The following is a 26,050-nucleotide window of genomic DNA, read 5'->3' as shown; positions in this document are numbered from 1 at the left end:
ATGTGAAATATTGAACATAGTTTGTCCATTTTTGAATCGTTTTCAATTTGATAAAGATTGCGCTAAGATTAACGTGGCGACTTATTCTAGGAGGTTGAGATATGACAGATACAATCGGCGTTTGGTTCCGCAACGATTTGCGGCTTACAGACAACCCGGCTCTCTATCGAGCATTTAATAAAGCTGAAAAGAATGGATCGAAGCTTGTGCTGTTTTTTCATTTACATGAATATTTCACTGCTGAGATCACGGCGCGAAACGATTATTTTTTCCAAACACTCGCGCATTTTCGCAACCGGTTATCCGCGAATCAAATAACCTTGCATTTATTGCACGGCCCTGTGACAAGGGCTTTCGAACAGTTAATTGCTGCCGTGCCTGACCTTTCAGCTGTGTACGCAACGCTGAGCCGCACACCTTTCGCAGCCGAGCGTGACGAACACGTTTTTACTCAGTTAAATGAGCAAGGGATCGATTTTCAGCTCTTCGACGGCAACAGCATCGCCGGAACAAAGGACGTTTTAAAAAGCGACGGAACGCCTTATAAAGTTTACACCCCTTATATGCGAAGCTGGCATAAAACCGCGAAACGAGAGCTTGCAGCGTCTGAAAAAATTGCTGAAAAACTGCCCGGGATGACAGTATTAAAACCAGCTGACCCGGACGCAGAGAAATTTTTTGATACAACGGTCCTCCCGGCCTGCAGTAGAAAATGGCCGTCCATCGGTGAACACGACGGACGTCAACGGCTTCAAGAATTTATCGATGAAAAAATGACCGCCTATAAGCAAGCACGTGATATGCCGGAATTAGACGGAACTTCCCGCATTTCGATGCATCTGGCAACCGGAAGTTTGTCTGCGCTCTACGTTTACCGAAATGTTTTACCTTATGCCGACAACGGTGACGAGAGTGCGCAAACCTTTTTAAATGAACTCGCTTGGCGCGATTTCTATGCGATGATTTACGATTATTTTCCGTTTCTTAAACACCAGGCTTTCAAAGAAGCCTTTCGCACGATACCGTGGGACGAGAATCCGCAGCATTTCAAAGCATGGTCCGACGGCCTCACCGGCTTTCCGATTGTGGACGCAGCGATGCGGCAGCTCGAACAAGCCGGTTGGATGCACAACCGTCTGCGGATGATCACCGCCTCTTTTTTAACGAAAGATTTGCACATTGATTGGCGAAAAGGCGAACAGTATTTTGAGCGGAAATTAACGGACTACGATGAGGCTTCAAATGTCGGCGGCTGGCAGTGGGCATCCTCCGTCGGGACAGATGCTGTACCTTATTTCCGAATATTCAACCCGTACCGGCAATCAGAACGGTTCGACCCTGACGGTGCGTTTATCCGTTTATACGTGCCGGAACTGGCTGATGTACCGGACCGCTATATTCACAAACCGCACTTAATGCCTATAGACAGTCAGCACTCATCCGGATGCCGCATCGGCCGTGACTATCCGGAACCGATCGTCGATCACGACACCGAACGAAAACGAGCATTAGCCAGGTACAAAGGAGAAGATTCCATATGAACATTCGGCAGCTGCGCGAAGACGAACGTGATGAGAGTATTGATTTATCGCTCTTCGCCTTTCAAGCAACGCTGACAGACGAAGAGCGCGAACAGCGCAAACAGCAAATGCGCCCGGAAGAAACGTGGGTAGCGGAAGAAAACGGTGCGCTGATGTCGAAATTGACGCTGTTATCTTTTGATCTTTTTCTTGCCGGAACTCGAATCCCTGCCGGCGGCATTTCCGGTGTGGCTACATGGCCGGAACACCGCCGGGGCGGTATCGTCCGCTCGCTTTTGGAGCACAGCCTAAAAACGATGCGCGAAAACGGCCAACACTTAGCTTTGCTTTACCCTTTTTCGGTTCCGTTTTACCGCAAGTTCGGCTGGGAAATGTATGCTGATAAACAGACGATCACGCTCAAAAAAGATCAGCTCCCTGAACGAAGCCGCTTTTCCGGCCGGGTCCGCCGAATCGACCAAGACGCTGAGGTTCTTGGACCGATTTATGACGAGTGGGCCCGCCGATATAACGGTATAGTCGCTCGAGATCATCAATGGTGGAACCGCCATGTTTTCCGCCGAAAAACGGGAACCGTTGCCGTTTATCGCAACCAAGACGGAGAGGCGCGCGGTTATATGATTTATTCGACAGCCGAACGGACGATGACGATTAAAGAATGGATCTGGCTTGATGCGGATGCTCGCCGGGGACTGAGCACATTTGTGAGCAACCATGATTCAATGATTGACCAAGCTGTAATTGAAACGAATCCCGACGGCGTGCTGCCGTTTATCTTGCCCGACCCGGGCGTAAAACGAGAAATCCGCTCATATTTCATGAGCCGGATTGTCGATTTGAAAAAGTTTTTTGAAAGCGTTCCTGTCAATACCGATGCTTTGAAGAAACCGCTTATTCTCCATGTGGATGATCCTGTCTGTACATGGAACCGCGGCATTTTTATTTTAAAAAATCAGCGCGGCTCGCTAGCGATTGAACACTTTGAGGACAAACCGAAAGAAAACACCGCTTGTCAGCATCCGCCTAAAAGGGGTGTCCGGGTTGAAATCGGTTCGCTGACGGCCGTTTGCTTAGGGAAGCTGTCAGCACAAACGCTTTTCGAAGAAGAGGTGCTGAAAAGTGAAGATCCGGATGCGGTGAAGGTGCTTGACCAGCTGATCGATAACAGAGAGCCGTTTATGTATGACTTTTTTTAAATCAAAAGCGCCCCTACCCCTGTTGTACAGGATCGAAGGGCGATGCAGAGTGTTGACAAAGTCATGACATCGATAGATGTCATATTAAAAGAAACGGATGACGACGCATCGTCCGGCTTCTTTCACCTGAAGGTATCACTGCGACATCGGCTTAAAAAGACTTCGCCGTGTCTTACTAGTCCGCGGGCGAGCGCCGAGCCGCTTCGGGCTTATGCCCTGCAGGGTCTCGTCTATCTCGCTATCCCGCAGGAAAAAGCCGGGATGCTGGGTCATCCTCTTTCTTGAAGCGAGTGTATTGATAAAAAAGAAGCCATGCATCCACTCCTCCGACGCCTCCGGGAAAGCAAGAGACGAAGATCCGGATTCGGCGGCCTGAGGCCGCCGAATCCTAGCTGAGTCCTTGCCCGGGGCAAGCGGAGGGTAGTGGATTCATGGCTGACATAAAAATATAGTTTGTCTACAGTCTGAATCGCCCCTCCCCCTGTTGTACAGGATCGAGGGGCGATGAATTATTCCCACATTTTTCGCAGCGTCTTCAGCGAGGTGCTCGACGGGTTGTAGCGGATCGGCAAATCAAACGATGTCGTTTGCTTTAAGATGCTTTTATCATGGGTAAAGGTGTCAAAGCTGTATTTCCCGTGATAGGCACCCATACCGCTCTCGCCGATGCCGCCAAACGGCAAGTAAGGCGTTGCAAGGTGCATGATCGTATCATTGATACACCCCCCGCCGAAGGCAAGGTTTTCGATGATGAAACGCTCGCTGTCTTTATTTTCGGTAAACAAATACAACGCGAGCGGGTTCGGCCGCATTCGGACAAGGTCAATCACTTCATGTTCATTTTCATAAAACATAATCGGCAGCACCGGTCCGAATATTTCTTCTCCCATTACGTCGTCTTCCATTGAGACGTCCAGTAAAATCGTCGGTTCAATAAAGCGGCTTTCTTTTTCGACCGTGCCTCCGTAAAATAATTTTTCCGGGTCGATCAGCTTTTCGATTCGCTCGACGTGCTTTTCATTTACGATTTTCGGATATGCCCGATCGCGGCGCGCGTCACTGCCAAACCACTTTTTCGTATATTGAACGAGGTGCTTTAAAAATTTCCGGCGCCGGTTCTCACTGACGAGGACATAATCCGGGGCTACACACGTCTGGCCGGCATTTAAAAATTTACCCCAGACGATCCGTTTCGCAGCCAGTTTTAAATCGGCATCTTCCGTTACAATCGCCGGACTTTTCCCGCCGAGTTCCAGCGTGACCGGTGTCAGATGCTCAGCTGCCGCTTTCATGACTTTCTTCCCGATCGCTGTGCTGCCGGTGAAAAAGATATAGTCCATTTTTTCATCGAGAAGCGCTTTCGCTGTTTCTGCATCGCCTTCAACAACAGCGATGTATTTTTCCGGAAACGTCGCTGCGATCAAATCACGGATCACTCCGCTTGTATTCGGCGTCAGTTCTGACGGCTTAACAATAGCGGTGTTCCCGGCCGCGATCGCGCCGATTAACGGAGCCAACGCAAGTTGGAAAGGGTAATTCCACGGAGCGATGATCAGCGTCACCCCGTACGGCTCTTTGAATACGAAACTTTTACTTCCGGTATGTGTCAGCGGCGTTTTCTCTTTCGCGGGCGCCGCCCAATAATCGACATTTTTTGCCAAGTCCTTTATTTCGCTGTATACATAGCCGATTTCGGTTAAATATGCCTCATGTTCCCCTTTGTTTAAGTCTTTTTTCAGAGCGGCTAAAATTTCCGGTTCTCGTTCTTGAATCGCTTTTTTCAGTTTCTCCAGCTGCTCTCTGCGAAAAGCAATTCCGCGCGTTTCCCCGGAATAGAAGTATTGTTTTTGCGTATCTCTTAACACTTTGATCGCCTCTATCATCAGTTGCGCCCCCTCCAAATTTTCATCTCGGTTGATCATTTTTCACCGATCGTATAATCGTTAAGTACGTAGAATCTATTCCCTCTTCTTCCTTGCTTTAACCATACAGCTGTGCAGGGATTTTTCAATCCTTGCTGACAATTTTGACGTTTTTTTGCGAATACATAGGGTACACGGTATAGTAAAGACGTTCTTCGTTAAGGAGAGATTTTTTATGAAAAAACTTAAGCCGGTCATATTGCTAATTATCAACTCTGCATCCATGGCAATCATTCTCATCATGAACACACTAGCGAACGTGCTTCCCCTCAACGGACAAACAACCGGAGAAATTTCCGCCAATCTAAACGTGCTGTTTACGCCGGCAGGTTATGTTTTCAGCATTTGGAGTGTCATTTATGCGCTCTTAACAATTTGGATCGTCCGGAGCTGGATCGTGTCCGGCCGCTCACCTGATAAAACCGGTATAACCGCAATAAAATATGCCTTTGCCGTCAATGCCTTATTGAATGCTGCCTGGATTGTCTTATTCCACTATGAATTCTTTCTGCTGACATTCGCTGTCATGACCGGCTTGTTAGTCAACCTTATAGCCATATACAGGCGCATCCAGCATAGCTATGAAGCCGATACATTCACGCTTCTTCCTTTTTCAATTTATCTTGGCTGGATTTCCGTCGCGTTTATTTTAAATATCGGCGTTGTTTTTAACAGTTTCAATTTTGAGCAGGGACTTTTTCTTACCGCCGAAACATGGACAGCTGCAGCATTGCTTGCAGGCGTCCTGCTGGCTGTGCTTTTATCTTTTCTCATGCAAGATGCCGTTTACCCGCTTGTTTTTGTCTGGGCTTATATCGGAATATTCGCTGAAAGAAGTGCGACAGAACCGATGCTTGCTTTCATTGCAAGCGCAGGAGCGATTGTGATCGCATCTGGGGCAATCAGCCAATTGCTTAAACAAAAACGCTTCTTGCAAAAAAATTCGGGTTAACGCTTGTCAGTCCAGGGTAAAGAACTGTAGAACGAACAGAGGGGGCTTTTCAATGAATGTCATCAAACGCGATGTCCTTCGTATGATCGACGAGTTATCTGAAGAAGAGTTGCGGATTCTGTATACATTCTTAGAAGAATTCCAAATTGCCCAAGCAGAACGGGGCGCAGCTCAAACCTTTGGCACTAACCACGATTCACGGCTATAAAACACACTTCAATATATTTGAGAGCACTGTCCGTCACGGACAGTGCTCTTTTTTTTGGCCGGCAGGCGGTTCGTTTATGACATAGCGCTAACCGTGTTTTTTAAACGCGCCCTTCGGCGTTTCTTTAAATCCGTATTTAACAAAACGCCACAGTTCGTTAATAATCCCGACATCTTTTGAGATGACAAGGATGACGAGGATAAACGGTCCGATAAAGACTCCGACAACACCGAAAAGCTGAAACCCGGCAAACAAAGATATCAGCACGGCAAGCGTGTTTAAATTCATGCTCGACGACAGTACTTTCGGCTCAATCGCTTGACGAATGGCCATTGTCACCCCGTATACAATCGCAAGACCGATCCCGAGACCGAGATCGCCGATCAGCATCATATAGATAAACCAAGGGATTAAGATTGTGCCAGACCCTAAGTAAGGAAGAATTTCTGCGACACCGACGATAATGGCGATCGTCAAAGCGTTTTCCACTTGCAAAATGAGTAAACCGATAAAGACGATGACGGCTGCAATAAACATTAAAAATACTTGTGCTCGTAAAAAGCCAAATACGCGGTATTTGAACATTTTCTTAAACGCACGGGTTTTTTTCACTATCGCCGCAGGTGTCGCGCGATAGATTTTCGTCGTCATGCTCGCCCAATCCTTACCGATAAAATAAAAACCGATAATGACGAACAGCATGATTAACAGCACCGTTGGTACAAAGATGATCACCTGGGTCAATCCATCCGCGAGTCTTTGGCCGTAATCGGTCGATGTCTCGGCAAGCTGGCTTCCCAGCTGTTCAATACCATTTTGTAACGTCGCCTGCTGCTGGGGTGTCAGTGTCTCCATCATACCGGAGAGCGATTGCCAAAGCGGGAATATCGATTCATTAAAGAAATCCTGCAGATCTTCTGCTGTTGAACGAATCCAATCGGGAACGTAGCGTGCGATACGCTGAACACCGAATATTATTAGAAACACAAGACCGGTCAGCGCCCCGCCGACAATACTTAAGCCAAAAAGAAGGGTTATGATTACCGCGAGCATATTGGGAAAGCGCAATTTATTGTGCAAAAATTTAATTACCGGATAAAACATCCCTACAAGAGCAGCGGATATCCAAAAAGGGTAAGATACGGCAAAGATCGCTCCGATCAGCCAAACAAGACCTGAAATAAATGCAATCACTGCTAAAAGCCGCAAAAACATCCAGCCGTGCGCTTTTGTCATACCGCATCCTCCCTTCTAGTTTATATATCCAATATAACAGATTTTCAAATGACCAAGAGAATAAATTTTCAATTCTTTACAATCTTTTACGAAGTTCTCTCAATGAGTAAGATGTACCCCGCCAATCAACTTGCTTTGTTTTCAGCGCTTTGAAAGCAGATCGTATAAGACAGGAAATAAAAAACAAACCGTTCACCGGCATCCAGAAAAAATACACGATTGATTCCCCGGTTATTTGGCGGTTGTATGCATACATCGTAAAATAAATGATCAGCGTTGCAGCAAACAGAAAGGATGCTGCCGGTTCACGTCCCCAGATGCCAATGAACGGGAGCACGTGTGTACAAAATATCAAGACTGAAAAAACCAGCACATAAGACAACCGGTAGCGCATAAACGCGAATAGATTTTTTTCCAACCCTTGAGCCGTTGCTTTTAAAGAATCGTACCATTGAATACGCAATAACCCCGTGCCAAAGCCGAGCTGTTGGCGATAGCCTTTTTCGACAATTCGTTTACCCAGTTTCAAGTCATCATCCGGTGACATTTTTAAAGCGCCGTGCGTGCCGATTTGTTCATATACATTTGCCTTTACCATATTAAATGCCCCGATTCCGGCGTGTTTCAACTGGATGAAATTCCAAATGCCGAGAATGCCCCAGTAGCTGTGAAAAGCTCGGTACGGCAGCGTTCCGCCGATATTTTCCGGGACGAGAGCAAAGTGATCCAAATTATGCCGCAAACAATAATGAACGCTTCGCCACAGTGTGTTTTTTTCCATCATAACGTCCGCATCCATAAATACGTACCACTCTCCCGCCGCGTGCTGTGTGCCCCGATAGAGGGCGTGATTTTTTCCGAGCCAACCTGGAGGGAGCGTTTCGATTTGGATGATTTTCAGTTTTCGCCGCTGATGGTGCTTCGCTTTTAGCTCGTGTAAATACGTTGAGGTCCGGTCTGTTGAGCGATCGTCCACGACAATCACTTCTATTTCTGGATACAACTGATCGAGCATCTTGCTGACAGCACGGTAAATCGTCGTCTCTTCGTTTCTGGCAGCAACAATGATGCTTACCGAGGGAGGCTGTTCGATCTTTGCTGTTTTTTCCCGGCTCAAAACCGGCAGTTTACGCACACCTGTATACCACTGAACAGCCACGAACAAAGCGCCGAAAAATATGACTAAACTTACTCCTGTCCACATCTCCGCCTCCCCCTTTTTTCCAACGATTATACATATCTTATCACGTCCGGATCACAATGAACATTTTCAGCTGTTTCCGTCGTTAGACGGCATTACTAGACAGACGCAGTAAGAAACGGTATCATTGCAGATACTTAAGGAGGAATATAATGGTACCTATCCAATCACTTGATGAATTTTATTCACTTATCTCTGACAATGACGTCGCTGTCCTGCTCGTGAAAACGAACGGCTGCTCTGTCTGCGATGCGGTCGAACAACAGCTTGAAGACGGGGCAGTTGAAGATCCCGAAGTCCCGGCAGCCCGCATTAAACTTGAAGATGTTCCTGAGTTTTCCGGTGAGTACCTCGTCTTTTCCGCACCGACTGTGCTTTTATTTATTGAAGGCAAAGAGTATTGGCGGGGGTCCCGGTTCGTTCGTTTTGATGAGATGAATCAAATGATTTCGTCATATAAAGCGGAATAATCCGCATTCAAAAACGGCAAGGTTAAGTCTTGACATTTTTGTGAAGGTTTATTAATATACTCATAGGGGTAATTGTAATAACGTAAGCGGCTCTTTTTTTACACAATTATATACCCTTATAGGTATAAGGAATAAAAGGAGGAACAAATCATGAGTATTAAAGTAGATCATGTCGTTGATGCTAAAGGGCTGGCTTGCCCGATGCCGGTTGTCAAAACGAAAAAATCGATGGATGAATTGGAACCGGGACAAGTTATGCTGCTTGAAGCAACCGACCGCGGCTCCTTGGCAGATGTTAAAGGCTGGGCTAAAAATACCGGAAATCAGTATTTAGGTTCAAAAGAAGAAGGTGACGTCCTTTATCATTATTTACGAAAATCTGACGAAAGCGAGACGATTGAAGTGAAAGATTACGAACACATTGTTGATAACGACACTTTAAAGACAAAAATGAATGAAAATAATATTCAAGTAGTCGATGTCCGCGAACCGGCAGAATATGCATTCAGCCATATTCCCGGCGCTTATTCGATTCCGCTCGGTGAATTAGAAGACCGCCTTTCTGAACTCGATGCGGACAAAGAGACGTACGTTGTTTGCCGCACAGGAAACCGAAGCAACATGGCTTCGCTCACGTTGACAGAACAGGGCTTTGAAAACGTTTGGAATGTAAAGCCCGGAATGACTGAATGGGACGGTCCGACAGAAGAAGGCTAATTTTTTCCGGAACTGCCTTGCGTTTAAATATTTTAAAATTTGAAAGGAGAATCATCTCATGGAAGCTACTAAAACACTTGATGCCAAAGGGCTCGCTTGCCCAATGCCGGTTGTTAAAGTAAAAAAAGAAATGGATACGATGAACAGCGGAGACATTTTGGAGGTTATCGCGACCGATAAAGGGGCGAAGTCAGACATTCCGGCGTGGATTAAATCAAGCGGCAATGAACTGCTTGATCAAAATGAAACAGACAGTATCTTAACGTTTTGGATTAAAAAATCTTAACCGATACTCGATGCACGCCTGTCTTTGAAAGATAGGCGTGTTTTGATATGATACAACGATAAGCGTTTTATCATTAAACAGCAGAGGTGAAGAACATGTCGACAGATAACATGCAAAGCGGCAACAGGAAGTTTATTGAACGGATGAAAGAAATTGATCCTGATTTTTTTAAAACTTCCGGTGCCGGTCAAAACCCGGATTATTTCGTGATAGCCTGCAGCGATTCCCGAACAGATCCGGAAACGATCACATCTTCACTGCCGGGACGGATTTTTTCGCACCGGAACATTGCTAACCAAGCGAACGTTAATGACGACAGTTTCCGCGCCGGTTTATATTATGCGCTGGCTGCGCTGCAAGTTGATGCGGTCATCGTTCTTGGACATACCGGCTGCGGCGGAATTAAAGCCGTCAAAGACGGGGTCGATCACGCTGAATTGGCTCCGTGGCTTGCTGTTATACAAAACCGATTGGAATCGCAAACAGCCGACCTGGAAAATTTATCAGTCGGCGAATTAGAAAAGTTGAATATCCAAGCTCAAGTCGAACACATCTTGTCGACATCCGCCTACCGTGAAGCCGGCTCTGATATTCCGGTGATCGGCGGTTTGTACCACACTGAATCTGGTGAAATTGAATGGCTGTAAAGATAGCGCCACTACTTTTGGAGGGATAAACATGGCAGGTCACCGATTTGATCCAGCCAAAGCGGAAAAATTATTGGATCCTGAACGAACGAAGAAAATTGATCCTGAATCCATCGCTGATCGTCTAAACATCAGTCCGGATATGAATGTACTTGATTTGGGCGCCGGGAACGGATTTTTCACCTTCCCGCTTGCTGCCCGCACATCGGGGGACATTTACGCTGTTGACGTTGAGCCCGAGATGCTCGGACTGTTGAGCGTCCGGGCGCAAACGGCCGGATACAATCATATCGGCTATATCGAAGCGGATTTAGAAGAGATTCCGCTTGCTGATAACTGCGCCGGTGCTGCAGTTGCTGCGTTTGTCGTTCACGAAATTTCAAACCGGGTCAATGCCTATGAAGAGCTTAAACGGATGCTCATACCCGGCGGACGCGCGGCGATAACTGATTGGGCTCCCGTCGAAAGCGACTCCGGCCCGCCTCTTTATGAACGGATTGAGCGCGATACAATTATTGCAGAACTTGAATCTGCCGGCTTTTCACTTATCGATACGCTTGAGCATGAAGAAGCTTACACGATCATCGTGAAAACCCCGGAACAGTAATAAAACACAGGCAGAATCATTTCTGCCTGTGTTTTTTAGTCGCCGACTTTTTCTGATAATTCTGCCCAGCGATCCATTTTTTCTTCGAGTTTTTTCTCTGTTTCTACTTTCTCTTCATGAAGTTCTCTCGCCTTGTCAAAGTCGCTGCCTGTTCGTTCGATCTCGCTGTCTAATTGCTCGATCTGCTGTTCTAAGGCGTCGATCTCATCTTCAATCGATTCCCACTCCCGCTGTTCATTATACGACAGCTTTTTTCTCGGTTTCGCCGTCTGTTTATGCGAAGAATCTGTATCTTCTTGTTTTTTCGCTGCGGTGCGCTCATTTTCCTCACGTCTTGTCTCAAGCCAATCAGAATACGAACCGTAAAACCCTGTTACACCGCCGTCACCGTCAAAAACGAGCAGGCGGCCGACGGCGCGGTCAAGAAAGTATCTGTCGTGTGAGACAGTCACAACGACACCGGGAAACTGATCGAGATAATCTTCCAGCACCGACAGTGTTTTTGTATCCAAATCGTTTGTCGGCTCATCGAGAAACAGAACGTTCGGCTCTTCCATCAATGTTTTCAGCAAGAAAAGACGGCGCCTCTCACCGCCTGAAAGCCGGCGAATATAAGTCCGGTGGGTTGACCGTGGAAACAAAAAACGTTCAAGCATTTGTTCGGCCGTTTTTTCATCGCCGTCTTTTGTATAAACAACCTCAGCCGTTTCTTTAATGTAATCAAGCATACGCATATCTTCGTCCATCTCTTCATGATCCTGCGTATAATAACCGATCTTCACCGTCTCGCCGATAACCACTTCACCTTCATCCGGGGTTTCCTTTCCGGCGATCACATTCAACAGCGTCGTTTTTCCGGAACCGTTCGGGCCGATCAGTCCGACACGATCCCCCGGAACAAACCGCTCATCAATGCCTGAAAACAATGTATGGCTGTCGAAGGATTTTTGCACATCGCTTAACTCGATAACCTTTTTCCCGAGGCGTTTTGAACCGATTGCGAAATCGACGTCGCCGTCTTGCTTCGGTCCTTCGCGGTTTTTCACCTCTTCAATTCGGTCTTTGCGTGCTTTTTGTTTTGTTCCGCGTGCTTTTGGCTGTCGGCTCATCCATTCCAGTTCCTTGCGCAAATAATTTTGCCGCTTCGCTTCTGCATCCGCTTCTTGCTGTTCGCGCTCCGCCTTTTTTTGTAAAAAAAGCTCGTAATTCCCTTCGTATCGAAACATTCTGCCGTGATCCAGTTCAAAAATCGTATTCGTGACGCGATTTAAAAAGTAGCGGTCGTGCGTAATAATAATCAGCGACCCTTTATACGACGCCAAATAACTCTCGAGCCATTCGATCGTCTCATTATCGAGATGATTCGTCGGTTCATCCAGCAAGAGAAGGTCTACGGGTTGAATCAGCGACTTCGCAATCGCAACCCGTTTTTTTTGACCGCCGGACAGCGTATGGACCGGGGCGGAAAAATCAAAAATCCCCAGTTTTGTTAACACCGTCTTCGCCGCAGCATTCGCTTCCCAAGCTTGGTGAAGATCCATATTCTCCTGAGCCTTCGTAAGCGCTGCCTGAGCTTCTTCACTGTCTGGACGGGCGTCTAATTGCTGCAAGGCAAATTCGTAATTTCTCATCGTTTTCATCACATCTGCGTCGCCTTGATAAATCACTTCAAGCACTGTTTGGTCAAGAGGAAGCTCTGGGTCTTGTGATAAATACTCAATGGTAAAGTCATTCGCATGGTAAAGCTCACCTTTTTCACTGCTTTCGATGCCGGCAAGCACTTTTAACAGCGTAGATTTCCCAGTTCCGTTTACGCCGATCAAACCGATCCGTTCATTCGGTTCGACAGTAAATGAAAGACCGTCGAACAATGTTTTTTCTCCGAACATTTTATGTAAATTTTCACACCGTAATAAGCTCATTGAGATCATTCCTTTTTCAACATAGATTCCTGTTACATTCTATCAGATTCGTTTCACCTGTGCGGCGTCGATTCATGATAAACTGTCTTTAGTATTCATAGTCAATTATACTTACTTTTAAGAGGTGACAAACGATGTGGCAAATGATTTTAGTCAGTGCTGTCTTAGCGCTGTTATTTTTACCTTTTCACCCCGAAGCTTGGAAACAGCCGATGTTTAGAAAATGGATTCCCTCCCGGTACTTCGCCGGCATCATCTATGGCGGGATGCTGTTTTACGTCGGCTTGCTTGACCAAAGCCTCACAGCTGTTCTTTCCTACTACATTCCGGTCATCGGCATTGGGCTTATTGCCGATTATACTTTGGTGTTCATGTTCATCCGCACGTTCCGAAAACAAACTGCACTGATCGGCGCAGGAATCGGTGCAGGGTTAATTGTCCTTTTAGGCGTCTTTTGGGCACTTCAGCCGCTTTTTCTTGCTGATTCAAAGTATAACATTGCTGACGGCGAAGAAGTAACGATCGACGACCTCGAACCTGTCAATGAAGAACATATCCCGGTCGTACCGAGAAGCTACGCCGAATACCGGTCCGATGTATTAATGGGCCAGCTGGAAAATCAAGCTTTCTATAACCTCGGCACGACAAGGATTCAAGAGGCTGACGGCTCGCTTTACTGGGTTACGCCGATTGAATACGACGGGTTCTTCCGCTGGATTAGAAGCGATGCCGCTCCGGGCTATATTCGTGTCAGCGCAGAAAACCCGCGACAAGATCCGGAGCTCGTCCAAGCAGAAATGACGTATGTGCCGTCAGCTTTTTTTCATGAAAATATCGACAGACACGTGCGCGCAGAATTTCCGGATGTTGTAATGCTTGACACTCATTTTGAAATCGACAGTGAAGGTAATCCTTACTACATCGTCAGTTACGGTGATTTTACAGAGTTTCGCCGTGTCGCAGACGTTGACGGCGTCATTATCGTTGATCCGGAAACAGGCGAATTATCTCAGTATGAAGCGGATGAAGCCCCGGAATGGGTGAACCGGGTTTACCCGCCGCACATCGCTGAAGAACGCAACCGCTGGTTCGGCATTTATAAACAAGGAATTATTAACCGCTTTTTCGGCCGGCAAGGACTGACCGAACCGACTCAGTGGCAGGCCGATGATACGGTCACCGGCGTCGTCGATAATGACTTGAACTTAACTTGGTTTACCGACCATATGCGTCTGACCGACGAAGGCGAAGAAGGGTCGAATTCGATGATCGGCTTTACCATGTTTAACGCCCGGACAGGAGAACTGGATTACTACCGTGATGCAAGCGGCGCGCTGAACGGACGGACAGCGATGAATTTGGCGGAACGCACGTTCAGGCGAGATGATTACGTCGCCGGAACCCCGTCGCTTTATAATATGTACGGGCAATATACATGGATTGTTCCGCTCATGGACCGAAACAATGTCCTCCGTGAAATCATGCTCGTCAATTCATCAGATGAAAATGTTTACGGTTACGGCTCGACGAAACAAGAAGCGTTTAGTGACTATCAAATGGAGCTCACGACAGAAACCGATGAGGATGTTGTCCCCGGGGAATACACTGATCTAATTGAAGCGGAAGAAACCGTTGACCGTGTTTACCAATGGGACCGTGAAGACAGTGTGACGGTCAGGTTTACAATCGAAGGCAGCGACACGATTTATTCCGTAAGTTCAAATTCCTACCCGAATGCTGTGTTTCTGGAATCCGGCGATAACGTGGCGATTGCTTATATGGACACAGGGGAAGTAGTTCAATCGCTGGAAGAATTTGAACTTCTCGACGAATAGGAGGAAACTGTGATGAAAATCATTCATAAAACCTATGCGATAGCTGCAGGCGCCAGCCTGCTTCTTGCATCCGCCTGTCAATCGGAAGAAGACACGGTTATGTTTACTGACGATAACCTGAAACAAACTCTTGCAGAAAAGCTTGAAACAGGAGATGACGCGATTAAAACATCCGAAGCTGAAGATGTTGAATCCCTCGATTTAGCCGATGCTGATATTGAGACGATTGAAGGACTTGAAGCTTTTACTTCATTGGCCGAGTTAAATTTGGCCGAGAACCGGATCGAATCCTTTGAACCGCTGCTGGAATTAGATCAGTTAACCTCGTTGCACGCCGGCGATATATTTTTTACCGGTGAATCCGCTGAAGATGATCCCGTTACAAGTGAACTGGAAACCTTGGAAGACAACGGCGTCGACGTTCGGACCAGACCGCGCCTGTCTTTTCCCGAACATGAAGGGCCGTCAGAAGGAATCTTTTATGAAGTGAGCCATGAAGGACAAACGATGTATCTTTTCGGCTCGATTCATGTCGGCGATGAGCGGATTTATCCCCTTCAAGACAATATCGAAGAAGCGTTCAGTGAAGCGGATTCCCTTGCTGTTGAAATCAATATTGACGATTTTGATGAAAGCGAAGCTTCCGAACAAATGGCAGCAGCAGGCATGAATCCGGATAACGAATCGCTTGAAGAACTCGTCTCCGAAGAAACGTATCTCGAGATTCAAGAGCACTTGACCGACTTCGGCATTCCGGAGATGTCTATCAATCAATTTGAACCATGGTTCATCTCTCTGCTTTTAAACGATATTGCCCGAACAGAAACCCCATTCACCGGCGAAGAAGGCATTGATCAGTATTTTATTGATCAAGCCAATGACAACGATATTCCGATTGAAAGCTTGGAAACGCTTGAAGATCAGATTGCTTTTATGAGCAGCTCCCCGCTTGATGAACAAATCAGCTCGTTAAAAGCCACGCTTGAAAGTTTGCCGATCTACGAAGAAGAACTGGAACAAATGCTTCGGCTTTGGCGCTCCGGCGACAATGAGATTTTTAAGCAGATGCGTTCGTTTGATGATGAACACGGACAAGAAGCGATGGACTCGCGCGATGAAAATATGTCTACTGTTCTCGCCGAAAAACTTGAAAGCGAGAATGATGATACCCACTTTGTCGTTGTCGGAGCCTTGCATCTCGTCTCAGAAAACGGGATCCCTGCGCTGTTGGAGGATAAAGGTTACGACGTGACCGAACGGTAAGTAAACAAATACAAAAAAGCCGGATAAATATCCGGCTTTTAGAGTGTTGACAAAGTCATGACATCGTTAGATGTCATGTTAAAAGGAACGGATGACTACGCATCGTCCGGCTTCTTTCACCTGAAGGTATCACTGCGACATCGGCTCAAAAAGACTTCGCCGTGTCTTACTAGTCCGCGGGCGAGCGCCGAGCCGCTTCGGGCTGATGCCCTGCAGGGTCTCGTCTGTCTCGCTATCCCGCAGGAGAAAGCCGGGATGCTGGGTCATCCTCTTTTTGAAGCGAGTGTATTCATAAAAAAGAAGCCATGCATCCACTCCTCCGACGCCTCCGGGAAAGCAAGCGACGAAGATCCGGATTCGGCGGTCTCGGGCCGCCGAATACTAGCTGAGTCCTTGCCCGGGGCAAGCGGAGGGTAGTGGATTCATGGCTGACATCAAAATATAGTTTGTCTACAGTCTGAAAGCCGGATAAATATCCGGCTTTTTGTTATTGCGGGCGTTCCAATTCGAATACTCTTCCGATCTCTGCGTACTTCTTCCCGCCGAGACGGGCGACCGGCTTCCACTCATCCGGCGAAACCATTCCTTCTTTAAGTAAGCCGTCTTCCGTATAAATCGACACGATACGGCCGATCAATAAGTCCGTTGCCGATGCGCCTTCTTCAAAGATAAGATGTTTTTCCAGCTTGCATTCCAGACGAACCCGCGCTTCTAGTATTCCCGGAACGTTGACGGCCTGACTGTCAGCGGTATTAAGCGGAACATGACGCAATTCGCTCTCTTCGGGACCCGCGTTCATCGATGTATCATTGACAGCCTGAATCATATCCGCTTCAGCAAGCTGGACGACAAATTCACCGCTCTCGGTAATATTTCGCGCGGTGTCCTTCATCGCTCCTTCCTTACGCCCTACTGAAATTGACAGCAGCGGGGGTTCCGCACTGACGACATTAAAATAGCTGAACGGCGCTGCATTAACCGTGCCGTTTTTTGTTACCGTTGTTACAAATGCAATCGGGCGCGGCGTAACGGCAGATGTTAAAAACCGGTACCGCTCGGTTTTCGTCCACTCGGTTGGATCAATTCGCACCGCAGTTCACCCCTCATGTTTAACAAGTTTTTCATACCAAGTTTTCGCTTGATCTATTTCTCCTCGAGTCAGCTGATGACCTTGATCTGCCCAAAAGACTTCCACGCGGGCGCCGGCTTCCTGGAGCTGGTCCGAAAGCATTTCCGTTTCTTCCGGACGGCAGATCGGATCGTTGGTTCCGGCACCGATGAACACCGGCAAGTCTTTCATCTCCGGGAGGGTTATTCCTTTTCGCGGAACCATCGGATGAAGCAAAACAGCGCCTGCAAGCGGAAAAGAATAATGATAAAGCAAACTCCCGGCAATATTCGCTCCGTTCGAGTAGCCGACAGCCACAAGCGAATGACGAGAAAATCCGTATTTCGCAGCAGCTTCATCGATAAAGCGGTGAAGCTCTTCGGTCCGGAAAATTAAGTCTTCTTCATCAAAAATGCCTTCAGCCAGCCGGCGAAAAAAACGATTCATCCCGTTTTCATTCACATTGCCCCGGACACTTAAAACATTTGCATCGGGGTCGATCATTTCCGCAATCGGAAGCAAGTCATTCTCATCGCCGCCTGTTCCGTGCAAAAGCAACAGCGTCTTATCAGTATTATTATTTCCTTGTTTAAAAACATGGTGCATCAACATCGCCTCCTTAAATCACTTTCAAAAAGTAAGTGTTCCACCAGTCTTTCCCCGAAATCCGCCGGATTCAAACATCAAAAAAAGCCGGCCTAAAAAGACCGGCTTTCTGTTACTCGGCTTGCTCACGGCGTTTTTTTGCCGCTGCTGATACTTGTTCATCGGCATGATAAGATGAACGGACAAGCGGACCTGACTCACAATGGGAAAATCCTTTTTCCATTGCGATATCTTTCAGTTCTGCAAATTCTTTCGGGTCGTAATAGCGCTCAACCTGCAGGTGCTGCTTCGTCGGCTGCAAATACTGACCGATCGTTAAAATATCTACGTTATGTGCGCGCAAATCATCCATCGCTGTATACAATTCTTCTTTCGTTTCGCCGAGACCGACCATAATGCTTGATTTGGTCGGGGTCTCAGGATAAAGCTCTTTAACGCGGTTTAACAAATAAAGCGACCGTTCGTACGTAGCAATTGACCGCACCCTTGGTGTCAGCCGCTCTACGGTCTCGATGTTGTGATTGAAAATATCAGGCTCACCGCACATCAGCTTATGAATACTCGCGTCATCCGCTTTCATATCCGAAGGCAAAACTTCTACGGTCGTCTGCGGGTTCAGCCGTTTAACTGCTTTGACTGTCTCGCCGAATACTTCCGATCCGCCGTCCGCTAAATCATCGCGTGCAACAGCGGTAATGACGGTATGACGCAAGTCCATCAAGCGGACCGATTCCGCCACCCGCTCCGGCTCTTCACGGTCCAGTTCATTCGGGACACCTGTTTCCACCGCGCAAAAGCGGCAGCCCCGGGTACAGACACGCCCTAAAATCATAAACGTCGCTGTCTTGCGCACCGCCCAGCACTCATGAATATTCGGGCATTTCGCTTCTTCACAGACGGTGTTTAAGTTTTTCTCGCGCATCATTTTTTTCAGCCCGGTATAATTTTCGTTCGTGTTTAAATTGATTTTCAGCCATTCCGGCTTGCGTTGATACGTTTGCTTTGCCAAGTCCATTCCACCCTTTCCATACTTGCTAACTTATTATTTACGTTAAATAAGACACCGACGGCGCCGGCGAAAATTGATAACGGCTTTCCAGCCTTTTGATTTGATCTTGATCTTCCTTCGAAAGTTCAATCGGTTCGAGCTTTACATTCAATCCTTTTTCAAATCCGCTGTAAAAAGCTGCTGCCACTTCTTCCATATCCGGAGTCCGACCCAATTCATCAGCAATTGTCGTCGCTTTTTCGCGGAATGATTCGCGCATTTTTTCTTTCGCACGCTCGGTTCGATACATAAACATGTCATAAAGTTCTTCAATGTTCATCGTGATCGGAACAGAACCGTGCTGCAGAAGAGCGCCTTTTTTTCTTACTTGAGCGCTCCCGGCAGCTTTTTTCCCGGAAGCAAGCAATTCATACCAACTCGGCTCTTCAAAGCAGACAGCGGAATTATCCGGTTTTCCTTCTGGACGATCTTCCGCTAATTCTGCATCAATACCTAAGTTCCGATATCCTTCCATGAGTCCTTGTGATAAAATTTTATAGGATTCCGTCACAGATGTCGGCATGTTAGGATGTGTATCAGGCAGAATCACGCTGTACGTCAGTTCATGATCATGCAAGACAGCGCGTCCTCCTGTGAGACGCCGAACGATGTCTGCGCCTGAGGCTTGAACAGCATCCAAATCAATTTTTCCGTCCGTTTTCTGAAAATAGCCGAGAGAAAGAGCTTTCGGCTTCCATGTATAAAACCGCAACACCGGTTTACTGTCTCCGGCGCCGACTTTCGTCATCAGCCATTCATCAATGGCCATATTTCGAGCGGCATCTTCTGAATACGACTCTAAGTAATACCAAGTTTCGCTCATCTGTTCACTTCCTCGCTGCAGTTTAAGAAAATAATAACAGCAGTTCTACATATTGTAAATCATACCTTTGTGCCGGAGAATGAATGACATCCGGTGCATTCAAACAAATAAACGATCAACGAACTTGATTGGGAGGCCGCCATGCTGAAAGATGCACAGGAAATACTCAAACATTACTACGGTCATGAGGCGTTCAGAGACGGCCAAGAAACGATTATGCAGCACTTGTTTTCCGGCGCCTCGGCTATCGGGATTATGCCGACCGGCGGAGGGAAATCCATCTGTTATCAAATTCCGTCCCAGCTTCTTAACGGCGTAACGCTTGTTATTTCGCCGTTAATCTCACTTATGAAAGACCAAGTCGATGAGTTAAAAGAAGCGGGCATTCCGGCGACGTTTTTAAACAGCTCGCTTTCGCAGGAAGAAGGTGCGGAACGGTTCCGCGCTGTCAGGCGGGGGGAATACTCGCTCGTTTACATCGCGCCGGAACGGCTGGAATCACCTTCGTTTATGAATATGCTTCGTAATTTGCACGTATCGCTCGTTGCTGTCGATGAAGCCCATTGCCTTTCGCAATGGGGACACGACTTCAGACCCAGTTATATGCGAATCCCGGAGTTTTTAGCGCAAATCCATCCCGCACCGCCGGTTCTTGCTTTGACAGCGACAGCTACCCCCGAAGTCGCAGCTGATATCCGGCGCCTGCTTGACATTCCGAAAGAGCGGACCGTTTTGACCGGCTTCACCCGCGAAAACTTATCTTTTCACGTTCATAAAGGGATTGACCGCGATAAGTTCATCCGCGATTACGTCAAAGAAAATGCTAAACAGTCCGGGATTATTTATGCAGCGACAAGAAAAGAAGTGGAACGACTCGGGACGAAACTGAAAAAAGCCGGAATCGCGGCGGGAACCTACCACGGCGGGATGAGCTCCGACGAACGCAAAGAAATGCAGGATGCGTTCGTTTATGACGAGCTGACCGTTATGGTCGCAACGAATGCGTTCGGCATGGGAATAAATAAATCGAACGTCCGTTTTGTTATTCATGCACAAATGCCCCGCAACATCGAAAGCTATTACCAAGAGGCAGGACGCGCGGGACGGGACGGTTCTCCGAGCGAGTGCATTCTGCTTTTTCATCCGCAAGATACGAGAATTCAGCAGTTTCTTATCGATCAATCTGATCTTGCTGAAGACCGGAAAAAGAATGAATATGATAAGCTCCAGGACATCGTGAATTTTTGTCACACAGAAGGATGCTTGGAAAGGTATATCCTTGATTATTTCGGTGATCCAGGGAGCGATACGTGCGGAAAATGTTCCTCATGCATTGATGAGCGCTCCGTTGTCGATATTACTAAAGAAGCGCAAATGGTCCTTTCCTGCATCAAACGGATGGATGAACGCTTTGGGAAAACGATTGTCGCGCAAGTTCTCGTCGGCTCTTCTAATCAGAAAATGAAAGATTTCTCATTCCAACGGCTCTCAACATACGGCTTAATGAAAGGAGCCGGACAAAAAGAAGTGATGCAGCTGATCGACTACCTTGTCGCCAGCCGTTACATTGCTCTTAGCGGCGGCCAATATCCCGTTTTAAAGCTGACTGAGCATGCGCTTCCGGTTTTAAAAAACGAAGAGAAAGTCATGCGCAAACAAACCGTGCAGCCGAAAAAAATTACTGAAGACGATCCGCTTTTCGATATGCTCCGGGAATTGCGCTCACAGCTGGCTGATCAAAACGATGTCGCGCCGTACATGGTGTTTTCGGATCAGACGCTCCGTGAATTTTGCCGTTTCCGTCCTAAAACGCATACCGAATTCCTTAAAATCAAAGGTGTCGGTGAAACGAAATTAGCCGCCTACGGCGATTCATTCATCTCCGCGATCCGCACGTTCTCAGAACAAGAAAAAAGCAGCGTCCAATCATAAAAAAACCTGCCTGAGATAAAATCAGGCAGGTTTTTAGAGTATTAACAAATTCATGACACTGTCAGATGTCATCTTAAAAGGAACGGATGACGACGCATCGTCCGGCTTCTTTCACCTGAAGGTATCACTGCGACATCGGCTCAAAAAGACTTCGCCGTGTCTTACTAGTCCGCGGGCGAGCGCCGAGCCGCTTCGGGCTTATGCCCTGCAGGGTCTCGCCTGTCTCGCTATCCCGCAGGAGAAAGCCGGGATGCTGGGTCATCCTCTTTTTTGAAGCGAGTGTATTCATAAAAAAAAGCCACGCATCCACTCCTCCGACGCCTCCGGGAAAGCAAGCGACGAAGATCCGGATTCGGCGGTATCAGGCCGCCGAATACTAGCTGAGTCCTTGCCCGGGGCAAGCGGAGGGTAGTGGCTGCGTGGCTTACGTCAAAATAATAATTTGTCTACAATCTGAAAACCTGCCTGAGATAAACTCAGGCAGGTTTTTTGGATCGTTTTCTATTACAGCAATACTGTGATGAACAAGAACCCTAGCGCCACGGCTGTTGTGATCGTGACTAAACCTGGAATCATGAAACTGTGATTGAGGACATACTTGCCGATTTTCGTTGTTCCTGTGCGGTCAAAGCCGATCGCTGCAATAATCGGACCGTAGTTCGGAATAAAGAAGTAACCATTGACAGCCGGGAACATGGCGATCATAAAGATCGGATTGATCCCGATCGACAGACCGAGAGGCATAAGCGCCTGGACTGTCGCCGCTTGAGAATTCAATAAAATCGACATCATAAACAGTGCGAACGCAAACATCCACGGCGCTGCTTGTGCAACTCCTTGAAGCGACGGTTCAATGGTATCCATGTTTGCTTCAATGAACGTATCCCCCATCCAGGCGATACCGAAAATCGCAATAACCGCGACAATCCCGGCACGCATAACACTGCCGGAAGCCACGCGGTGAACATCGGCTTTACAAAGGACGATAATAAGCGCCGCGATCGTCAGCATAACGATCTGAATCGTATCCGGCATCGAAAGCACGGTGATTTCGCCGCCTGATTCAAACGACGGGCGCAGCTGTTCGAATGAACCGAAGAGAACAACCATAACAGCACCGGTTAAAAACAGTGCGACCGATAGTTTCGAACGGCCGGTAATTTCTTCTTTTTCTCGTTCTTTTCTTGCCGGCAATAAACCTTCTTTGAGACGGTGGTTGTATTCCGGATCGTCTTCTAATTCAGGCCCGCGGCGGCGGATAAGAAATGCCGCTGTCATAACACCGAGCAACGTCGCCGGAATCGTGACACCTAAAATGTGCATTAGTGTTAAATCGTACGGAGCAATCAGCGCAAGGAGCGCTACAGTTGCGGCTGAAATCGGGCTCGCTGTAATCGCCTGCTGTGAAGCGATCACTGCTATCGATAACGGGCGTTCCGGACGGACTTTCGATTCTTGCGCCACTTCGGAAATAACCGGAAGAAGCGTGTAGGCAACGTGGCCTGTTCCGGCAAAAAACGTGAACGTATACGTGACGATCGGCGCCATAAACGTAATCCGCGACGGATTTTTCCGCAGCACTTTCTCAGCTAACGAGACGAGATAGTTCATCCCGCCGGAAGCTTGCAAAGCGGATGCTGCTGTTATAACAGCAACAATCATTAACATGACATCTATCGGCGGCGATGTCGGCTCCAGGCCGAACCCGAACGTCAGAATACCGAGTCCGACACCCCCCATAACACCCAAACCGATTCCGCCGATTCGGGCACCGATAAATATCGCAATCAAAACGAGCAATAATTGCATGAAAAACATCAAATCACCTGCTTTTAATTAAAATAGATTATGAATACTCAAACTGCATTATGCACTTATTTTCGCAAGTTGTACATAGTCTGTGTGTTTTTTCACACTATTGTGATAAAGAAAGCGCTTACTGGTTTTTTTGTGATTTTTTCTCAGTTGTGATAAACTGAAGTGAAATGCAATAAGTACCACTGGGGGTGCCGTTTTCGGCTGAGACAAGCTGCGCTTGATCCCTTCGTACCTGACCTGGATAATGCCAGCGGAGGAAATGTGGACAGAGCCGTTATGAATCGTTTAAACAGCTCACTCACGATACCGCATGGTTCAGGCGGTATCGTTTTTTATTGCCGATACAACTTTTCAAGAGGAGTGATTGACATATGCTAAGCCCATCCGAAATGCGAAAGAGAATAACAGAAAAACCCCCGCTTGTTCATAACATGACAAATGTTGTTGTCACAAATTTCACCGCCAACGGTTTGTATGCCTTAGGCGCAAAACCGGTTATGGCCAACGCCATTGAAGAAGTTACTGAAATGGCCGGTCACGCCGACGCGCTTTCACTTAATATCGGGACACTGACGTCTGAGCAAGTCGAAGCGATGCTTACCGCCGGAAAAGCTGCCAACAAAGCCGGAACACCGGTGGTCTTTGACCCCGTAGGTGTCGGGGCGACTACATTTCGTGATCAAACCGCGAAACGTCTATTAGCAGAACTTGATGTCGATGTCATTCGCGGCAACGAAGGAGAAATCGCCCGCCTTGCCGGTATTGCCGTTACCGTACGCGGCGTCGATTCCGAAAACCCGGTTGAAAATGCCGAAGAAGCTGCGATTCAAACTGCACGGACATTTTCAGCGTTAACTGTCATGACCGGTGAGACCGATATTGTCACTGATGGAGAAACGATCGTTTATATCAATAACGGTCATTCGCTCCAATCCTCTGTTACTGGAACAGGCTGCCTTCTCTCCTCTGTGATCGGCGCGTTTGCGTCCAGAGGCGACAATCTGTTTGATGCCGCCTGTGCAGCTGTCTCTTATTACGGCTCTGCAGCTGAAAAAGCCGCCGCTGACAAAACGATCGGTCCCGGCACGTTTCAAGTCCGCTTCTTAGATCAACTGGCCTTGATTAGCGACGATGACTTGTCTCGTCTTTGTGATATTTCAGAGCGAAAGCAGGTGCAGCAATCATGAAAAAAGCGCTGACTATTGCCGGTTCAGACAGCGGCGGCGGCGCCGGCATTCAAGCAGATATCAAAACGTTTCAAGAACTGAGCGTCTTCGGAATGAGCGCGATCACAGCTCTGACGGCGCAAAACAGCCTCGGTGTTCAGGGGGTGTATCCCGTCTCCGCTGAGGGGGTTGAACAGCAAATCCGTTCAGTCAGTGATGACTTGGCGCCCGATGCCGTTAAAACAGGCATGCTGTTTGATAAAGAAATTATCGATGTCGTTGCCGATTTGGCCGATCATTACCGCTGGCCCGAGCTGGTCGTCGACCCGGTGATGGTTTCGACATCTGGCGCAAAACTGCTGAAAGATGACGCGATCGAACATCTGATGACGCGAATTGTCCCGCTTGCCACAGTGATTACACCGAACATTCCGGAAGCAGAAGTAATGACCGGTATGGATTTAAACAGCTTGGCAAACCGAAAAAAAGCTGTTCAAGAACTTGCTGCTCAAGGCGCAAAGACGATTCTTCTTAAAGGAGGACACGAAGACGGCGCGGATACCGTGACCGATCTTTTCTACGACGGCAAATCGTTTCATGCATTGAGCGTGCCGAAAATAAACACGAAAAGTACCCACGGCACAGGTTGCACGTATGCCTCTGCGATCACTGCTTATCTCGCCCGGGGAGAAACGCTGCTCGATGCCGTTATTTTGGCGAAAAAATATATTCACACAGCGATTAAACACGGCTTTCGCATCGGTCAAGGGCCGGGACCTGTAGATCATAGCGCTCATCGTAACAACCCGTTTAATGAATTGGAGGTGACCTCGTCCTAATGATTGCGAAAAACAATGTTAAAGATGCACTTTCTCTTTACTTTATCTCCGGCACCCAAGATACGGACCGAGACCTGCACACTGTATTGGAAGATGCCCTTGCCGGCGGGATTACCGCTTTTCAATATCGTGAAAAAGGGGCCGGCTCTTTAACCGGCAAAGAAAAAGAACAAATGGCAAGAACGTTGCAAAAACAATGCCGCCAGCAAAATATTCCTTTTATCGTGAATGATGATGTCGAGCTCGCCCTTGCTATCGGCGCTGACGGTGTTCATGTCGGGCAGGAAGATTCTCGCGCTGAAGATGTCCGGTTGCAAATCGGACCCGATATGCTTCTCGGCGTATCCGCTCATACAATCTCTGAAGCCGAACACGCCTTGCAAAGCGGCGCTGATTATATCGGGGTCGGACCGATGTATCCTACTTCTACCAAATCCGACGCCAAAGACGTATGCGGACCTGAAATGATTGCTTCGATGCGCAATGCGAATATTGATCTGCCGATCGTCGGGATTGGCGGTATATCTGCCGAAAATGCACAGGAAGTCATTGCCGGCGGCGCTGACGGTATTTCGCTAATATCTGAAATCAGTACTGCCGACGACCCGCGCGAAAAAGCAGCGGTTCTTTTCCATCAAATTTTGACCGCCAAACAAAAACGCTCCGATTCTTGATCGGAGCGTAGATTGAAAGACCCTGTAAAGGGT

General features: G+C 47.6%; 27 protein-coding genes and 1 riboswitch. Of the genes, 18 read left to right on the top strand and 9 right to left on the bottom strand.

All coding sequences use genetic code 11. The annotated features are described in order from the left end of the window. Nucleotides 1-101 precede the first annotated feature (101 nt). From EDD67_RS09200 to EDD67_RS09190, 3 genes are read left to right on the top strand one after another with little or no spacing between them, the layout of a single operon-like run. Nucleotides 102-1,541 carry a cryptochrome/photolyase family protein gene (locus EDD67_RS09200; protein ID WP_121440610.1) on the top strand — a complete coding sequence of 480 codons (1,440 nt, stop codon included), beginning with the start codon at nt 102-104 and terminating at the stop codon, nt 1,539-1,541. After that, a complete protein-coding gene (locus EDD67_RS09195) occupies nt 1,538-2,737 on the top strand; it encodes a GNAT family N-acetyltransferase (RefSeq protein ID WP_121440611.1) in 1,200 nt (399 codons plus the stop codon). The genes EDD67_RS09200 and EDD67_RS09195 overlap by 4 nt, the downstream gene beginning before the upstream one ends. A gap of 42 nt (nt 2,738-2,779) precedes the next feature. Further along, nucleotides 2,780-3,022 (top strand): hypothetical protein, encoded by a 243-nt coding sequence (locus EDD67_RS09190; RefSeq protein WP_121440612.1) that lies wholly within the window; start codon nt 2,780-2,782, stop codon nt 3,020-3,022. 224 nt (nt 3,023-3,246) lie between these two features. Here the strand turns inward: EDD67_RS09190 and EDD67_RS09185 are convergent, their stop codons facing one another. Further along, nucleotides 3,247-4,620 (bottom strand): aldehyde dehydrogenase, encoded by a 1,374-nt coding sequence (locus tag EDD67_RS09185; RefSeq protein WP_121440613.1) that lies wholly within the window; start codon nt 4,618-4,620, stop codon nt 3,247-3,249. Nucleotides 4,621-4,834: 214 nt separating this feature from the next. Between EDD67_RS09185 and EDD67_RS09180 the strand changes: the two genes are divergently transcribed. Both EDD67_RS09180 and EDD67_RS13945 read left to right on the top strand, forming a co-directional pair. Beyond that, entirely contained in the window at nt 4,835-5,611 is a 777-nt protein-coding gene (locus EDD67_RS09180; protein ID WP_121440614.1) for a tryptophan-rich sensory protein, read from the top strand. Nucleotides 5,612-5,663: 52 nt separating this feature from the next. Continuing rightward, nucleotides 5,664-5,819, top strand: a complete 156-nt coding sequence (locus EDD67_RS13945; RefSeq protein ID WP_162843803.1) for a hypothetical protein — start codon at nt 5,664-5,666, stop codon at nt 5,817-5,819. Between the two features lie 87 nt (nt 5,820-5,906). Here EDD67_RS13945 and ytvI read toward each other — a convergent pair whose 3' ends face one another. Both ytvI and EDD67_RS09170 read right to left on the bottom strand, forming a co-directional pair. After that, nucleotides 5,907-7,055: a sporulation integral membrane protein YtvI gene (gene ytvI, locus EDD67_RS09175; protein WP_121440615.1), complete on the bottom strand. Its 1,149-nt coding sequence runs from the start codon at nt 7,053-7,055 to the stop codon at nt 5,907-5,909. 76 nt (nt 7,056-7,131) lie between these two features. Beyond that, nucleotides 7,132-8,259, bottom strand: a complete 1,128-nt coding sequence (locus EDD67_RS09170; RefSeq protein ID WP_121440616.1) for a glycosyltransferase family 2 protein — start codon at nt 8,257-8,259, stop codon at nt 7,132-7,134. A gap of 149 nt (nt 8,260-8,408) precedes the next feature. Here EDD67_RS09170 and EDD67_RS09165 point away from each other — a divergent pair, with 149 nt between their 5' ends. The 5 genes from EDD67_RS09165 to EDD67_RS09145 all read left to right on the top strand — a co-directional run bounded on the left by EDD67_RS09165 (nt 8,409) and on the right by EDD67_RS09145 (nt 10,983). Further along, nucleotides 8,409-8,726 carry a thioredoxin family protein gene (locus EDD67_RS09165; protein WP_121440617.1) on the top strand — a complete coding sequence of 106 codons (318 nt, stop codon included), beginning with the start codon at nt 8,409-8,411 and terminating at the stop codon, nt 8,724-8,726. Between the two features lie 150 nt (nt 8,727-8,876). Next, complete coding sequence (locus EDD67_RS09160) at nt 8,877-9,443, top strand: sulfurtransferase TusA family protein (protein WP_121440618.1); 567 nt, start codon at nt 8,877-8,879, stop codon at nt 9,441-9,443. A 58-nt stretch (nt 9,444-9,501) separates the two neighbouring features. Next, nucleotides 9,502-9,729, top strand: coding sequence for a sulfurtransferase TusA family protein (locus EDD67_RS09155; protein ID WP_093073083.1), 228 nt, complete (start codon nt 9,502-9,504; stop codon nt 9,727-9,729). Between the two features lie 95 nt (nt 9,730-9,824). Then, nucleotides 9,825-10,376: a carbonic anhydrase gene (locus tag EDD67_RS09150; protein ID WP_093073084.1), complete on the top strand. Its 552-nt coding sequence runs from the start codon at nt 9,825-9,827 to the stop codon at nt 10,374-10,376. 31 nt (nt 10,377-10,407) lie between these two features. Next, nucleotides 10,408-10,983: a class I SAM-dependent methyltransferase gene (locus tag EDD67_RS09145; protein ID WP_121440619.1), complete on the top strand. Its 576-nt coding sequence runs from the start codon at nt 10,408-10,410 to the stop codon at nt 10,981-10,983. A gap of 35 nt (nt 10,984-11,018) precedes the next feature. Here EDD67_RS09145 and EDD67_RS09140 read toward each other — a convergent pair whose 3' ends face one another. Beyond that, nucleotides 11,019-12,905 (bottom strand): ABC-F family ATP-binding cassette domain-containing protein, encoded by a 1,887-nt coding sequence (locus EDD67_RS09140; RefSeq protein WP_121440620.1) that lies wholly within the window; start codon nt 12,903-12,905, stop codon nt 11,019-11,021. Nucleotides 12,906-13,039: 134 nt separating this feature from the next. Here EDD67_RS09140 and EDD67_RS09135 point away from each other — a divergent pair, with 134 nt between their 5' ends. The 3 genes from EDD67_RS09135 to EDD67_RS09125 are packed head-to-tail and all read left to right on the top strand — an operon-like array spanning nt 13,040 to nt 16,420. Next, complete coding sequence (locus EDD67_RS09135) at nt 13,040-14,740, top strand: tripartite tricarboxylate transporter TctB family protein (RefSeq protein ID WP_121440621.1); 1,701 nt, start codon at nt 13,040-13,042, stop codon at nt 14,738-14,740. 12 nt (nt 14,741-14,752) lie between these two features. Beyond that, the gene (locus EDD67_RS09130; RefSeq protein ID WP_121440622.1) at nt 14,753-16,003 is read left to right on the top strand and encodes a TraB/GumN family protein; all 1,251 of its coding nucleotides are present in this window, start codon (nt 14,753-14,755) and stop codon (nt 16,001-16,003) included. Nucleotides 16,004-16,060: 57 nt separating this feature from the next. Beyond that, nucleotides 16,061-16,420: a hypothetical protein gene (locus EDD67_RS09125; protein WP_123875831.1), complete on the top strand. Its 360-nt coding sequence runs from the start codon at nt 16,061-16,063 to the stop codon at nt 16,418-16,420. 70 nt (nt 16,421-16,490) lie between these two features. On the opposite strand, the gene EDD67_RS09120 is transcribed toward EDD67_RS09125, so the two are convergent. The 4 genes from EDD67_RS09120 to EDD67_RS09105 form a co-directional block, all read right to left on the bottom strand. Next, complete coding sequence (locus tag EDD67_RS09120; protein WP_121438753.1) at nt 16,491-17,093, bottom strand: flavin reductase family protein; 603 nt, start codon at nt 17,091-17,093, stop codon at nt 16,491-16,493. A 6-nt stretch (nt 17,094-17,099) separates the two neighbouring features. After that, nucleotides 17,100-17,717, bottom strand: a complete 618-nt coding sequence (locus EDD67_RS09115; RefSeq protein WP_186806003.1) for an alpha/beta hydrolase — start codon at nt 17,715-17,717, stop codon at nt 17,100-17,102. Between the two features lie 112 nt (nt 17,718-17,829). After that, the gene (gene lipA, locus EDD67_RS09110) at nt 17,830-18,732 is read right to left on the bottom strand and encodes a lipoyl synthase (RefSeq protein ID WP_177169704.1); all 903 of its coding nucleotides are present in this window, start codon (nt 18,730-18,732) and stop codon (nt 17,830-17,832) included. Nucleotides 18,733-18,763: 31 nt separating this feature from the next. Then, nucleotides 18,764-19,588 carry a lipoate--protein ligase family protein gene (locus EDD67_RS09105; protein ID WP_121438751.1) on the bottom strand — a complete coding sequence of 275 codons (825 nt, stop codon included), beginning with the start codon at nt 19,586-19,588 and terminating at the stop codon, nt 18,764-18,766. Nucleotides 19,589-19,729: 141 nt separating this feature from the next. On the opposite strand from EDD67_RS09105, the gene recQ reads away from it, so the two are divergent. Both recQ and EDD67_RS09095 read left to right on the top strand, forming a co-directional pair. Next, nucleotides 19,730-21,520: a DNA helicase RecQ gene (recQ, locus tag EDD67_RS09100; protein WP_121438750.1), complete on the top strand. Its 1,791-nt coding sequence runs from the start codon at nt 19,730-19,732 to the stop codon at nt 21,518-21,520. 52 nt (nt 21,521-21,572) lie between these two features. Continuing rightward, nucleotides 21,573-21,794, top strand: a complete 222-nt coding sequence (locus tag EDD67_RS09095) for a hypothetical protein (RefSeq protein WP_123875830.1) — start codon at nt 21,573-21,575, stop codon at nt 21,792-21,794. Nucleotides 21,795-22,024: 230 nt separating this feature from the next. Here the strand turns inward: EDD67_RS09095 and EDD67_RS09090 are convergent, their stop codons facing one another. Then, entirely contained in the window at nt 22,025-23,338 is a 1,314-nt protein-coding gene (locus tag EDD67_RS09090; RefSeq protein ID WP_121440391.1) for an anaerobic C4-dicarboxylate transporter family protein, read from the bottom strand. 174 nt (nt 23,339-23,512) lie between these two features. After that, a riboswitch (TPP riboswitch) is annotated at nt 23,513-23,615 on the top strand. 94 nt (nt 23,616-23,709) lie between these two features. Between EDD67_RS09090 and thiM the strand changes: the two genes are divergently transcribed. From thiM to thiE, 3 genes are read left to right on the top strand one after another with little or no spacing between them, the layout of a single operon-like run. Beyond that, nucleotides 23,710-24,525 carry a hydroxyethylthiazole kinase gene (thiM, locus tag EDD67_RS09085; protein WP_121440390.1) on the top strand — a complete coding sequence of 272 codons (816 nt, stop codon included), beginning with the start codon at nt 23,710-23,712 and terminating at the stop codon, nt 24,523-24,525. Continuing rightward, on the top strand, nt 24,522-25,343 hold the full coding sequence (gene thiD, locus EDD67_RS09080) for a bifunctional hydroxymethylpyrimidine kinase/phosphomethylpyrimidine kinase (protein ID WP_307723721.1): 822 nt from the start codon (nt 24,522-24,524) through the stop codon (nt 25,341-25,343). Before thiM ends, thiD begins: the two co-directional genes overlap by 4 nt. Further along, nucleotides 25,343-26,017 carry a thiamine phosphate synthase gene (gene thiE / locus EDD67_RS09075; RefSeq protein ID WP_121440388.1) on the top strand — a complete coding sequence of 225 codons (675 nt, stop codon included), beginning with the start codon at nt 25,343-25,345 and terminating at the stop codon, nt 26,015-26,017. The genes thiD and thiE overlap by 1 nt, the downstream gene beginning before the upstream one ends. The last annotated feature ends 33 nt before the right edge of the window (nt 26,018-26,050 follow it).

Origin of the sequence: Salisediminibacterium halotolerans (genome assembly GCF_003814815.1) — a bacterium.
Taxonomy (GTDB): Bacteria; Bacillota; Bacilli; order Bacillales; family Salisediminibacteriaceae; genus Salisediminibacterium; species Salisediminibacterium halotolerans.
Note: the sequence above shows the minus strand (reverse complement) of the source record. Positions and strands in the feature narration are given on the sequence as shown.

Excerpts from the sequence above, each read along its gene's own strand:
- EDD67_RS09185 (WP_121440613.1), bottom strand. The coding sequence starts at position 4,620 with ATGATAGAGGCGATCAAAGTGTTAAGAGATACGCAAAAACAATACTTC.
- EDD67_RS09090 (WP_121440391.1), bottom strand. The coding sequence starts at position 23,338 with ATGTTTTTCATGCAATTATTGCTCGTTTTGATTGCGATATTTATCGGT.
- EDD67_RS09165 (WP_121440617.1), top strand. The coding sequence starts at position 8,409 with ATGGTACCTATCCAATCACTTGATGAATTTTATTCACTTATCTCTGAC.
- EDD67_RS09145 (WP_121440619.1), top strand. The coding sequence starts at position 10,408 with ATGGCAGGTCACCGATTTGATCCAGCCAAAGCGGAAAAATTATTGGAT.
- ytvI (WP_121440615.1), bottom strand. The coding sequence starts at position 7,055 with ATGACAAAAGCGCACGGCTGGATGTTTTTGCGGCTTTTAGCAGTGATT.
- EDD67_RS09105 (WP_121438751.1), bottom strand. The coding sequence starts at position 19,588 with ATGAGCGAAACTTGGTATTACTTAGAGTCGTATTCAGAAGATGCCGCT.
- lipA (WP_177169704.1), bottom strand. The coding sequence starts at position 18,732 with ATGGACTTGGCAAAGCAAACGTATCAACGCAAGCCGGAATGGCTGAAA.
- EDD67_RS09200 (WP_121440610.1), top strand. The coding sequence starts at position 102 with ATGACAGATACAATCGGCGTTTGGTTCCGCAACGATTTGCGGCTTACA.
- recQ (WP_121438750.1), top strand. The coding sequence starts at position 19,730 with ATGCTGAAAGATGCACAGGAAATACTCAAACATTACTACGGTCATGAG.
- EDD67_RS09115 (WP_186806003.1), bottom strand. The coding sequence starts at position 17,717 with ATGCACCATGTTTTTAAACAAGGAAATAATAATACTGATAAGACGCTG.
- thiM (WP_121440390.1), top strand. The coding sequence starts at position 23,710 with ATGCTAAGCCCATCCGAAATGCGAAAGAGAATAACAGAAAAACCCCCG.
- EDD67_RS09160 (WP_121440618.1), top strand. The coding sequence starts at position 8,877 with ATGAGTATTAAAGTAGATCATGTCGTTGATGCTAAAGGGCTGGCTTGC.
- EDD67_RS13945 (WP_162843803.1), top strand. The coding sequence starts at position 5,664 with ATGAATGTCATCAAACGCGATGTCCTTCGTATGATCGACGAGTTATCT.
- EDD67_RS09095 (WP_123875830.1), top strand. The coding sequence starts at position 21,573 with ATGACACTGTCAGATGTCATCTTAAAAGGAACGGATGACGACGCATCG.
- EDD67_RS09180 (WP_121440614.1), top strand. The coding sequence starts at position 4,835 with ATGAAAAAACTTAAGCCGGTCATATTGCTAATTATCAACTCTGCATCC.
- EDD67_RS09130 (WP_121440622.1), top strand. The coding sequence starts at position 14,753 with ATGAAAATCATTCATAAAACCTATGCGATAGCTGCAGGCGCCAGCCTG.
- EDD67_RS09150 (WP_093073084.1), top strand. The coding sequence starts at position 9,825 with ATGTCGACAGATAACATGCAAAGCGGCAACAGGAAGTTTATTGAACGG.
- EDD67_RS09190 (WP_121440612.1), top strand. The coding sequence starts at position 2,780 with ATGCAGAGTGTTGACAAAGTCATGACATCGATAGATGTCATATTAAAA.
- EDD67_RS09195 (WP_121440611.1), top strand. The coding sequence starts at position 1,538 with ATGAACATTCGGCAGCTGCGCGAAGACGAACGTGATGAGAGTATTGAT.
- EDD67_RS09125 (WP_123875831.1), top strand. The coding sequence starts at position 16,061 with ATGACATCGTTAGATGTCATGTTAAAAGGAACGGATGACTACGCATCG.
- EDD67_RS09170 (WP_121440616.1), bottom strand. The coding sequence starts at position 8,259 with ATGTGGACAGGAGTAAGTTTAGTCATATTTTTCGGCGCTTTGTTCGTG.
- thiD (WP_307723721.1), top strand. The coding sequence starts at position 24,522 with ATGAAAAAAGCGCTGACTATTGCCGGTTCAGACAGCGGCGGCGGCGCC.
- EDD67_RS09135 (WP_121440621.1), top strand. The coding sequence starts at position 13,040 with ATGTGGCAAATGATTTTAGTCAGTGCTGTCTTAGCGCTGTTATTTTTA.
- EDD67_RS09140 (WP_121440620.1), bottom strand. The coding sequence starts at position 12,905 with ATGAGCTTATTACGGTGTGAAAATTTACATAAAATGTTCGGAGAAAAA.
- thiE (WP_121440388.1), top strand. The coding sequence starts at position 25,343 with ATGATTGCGAAAAACAATGTTAAAGATGCACTTTCTCTTTACTTTATC.
- EDD67_RS09155 (WP_093073083.1), top strand. The coding sequence starts at position 9,502 with ATGGAAGCTACTAAAACACTTGATGCCAAAGGGCTCGCTTGCCCAATG.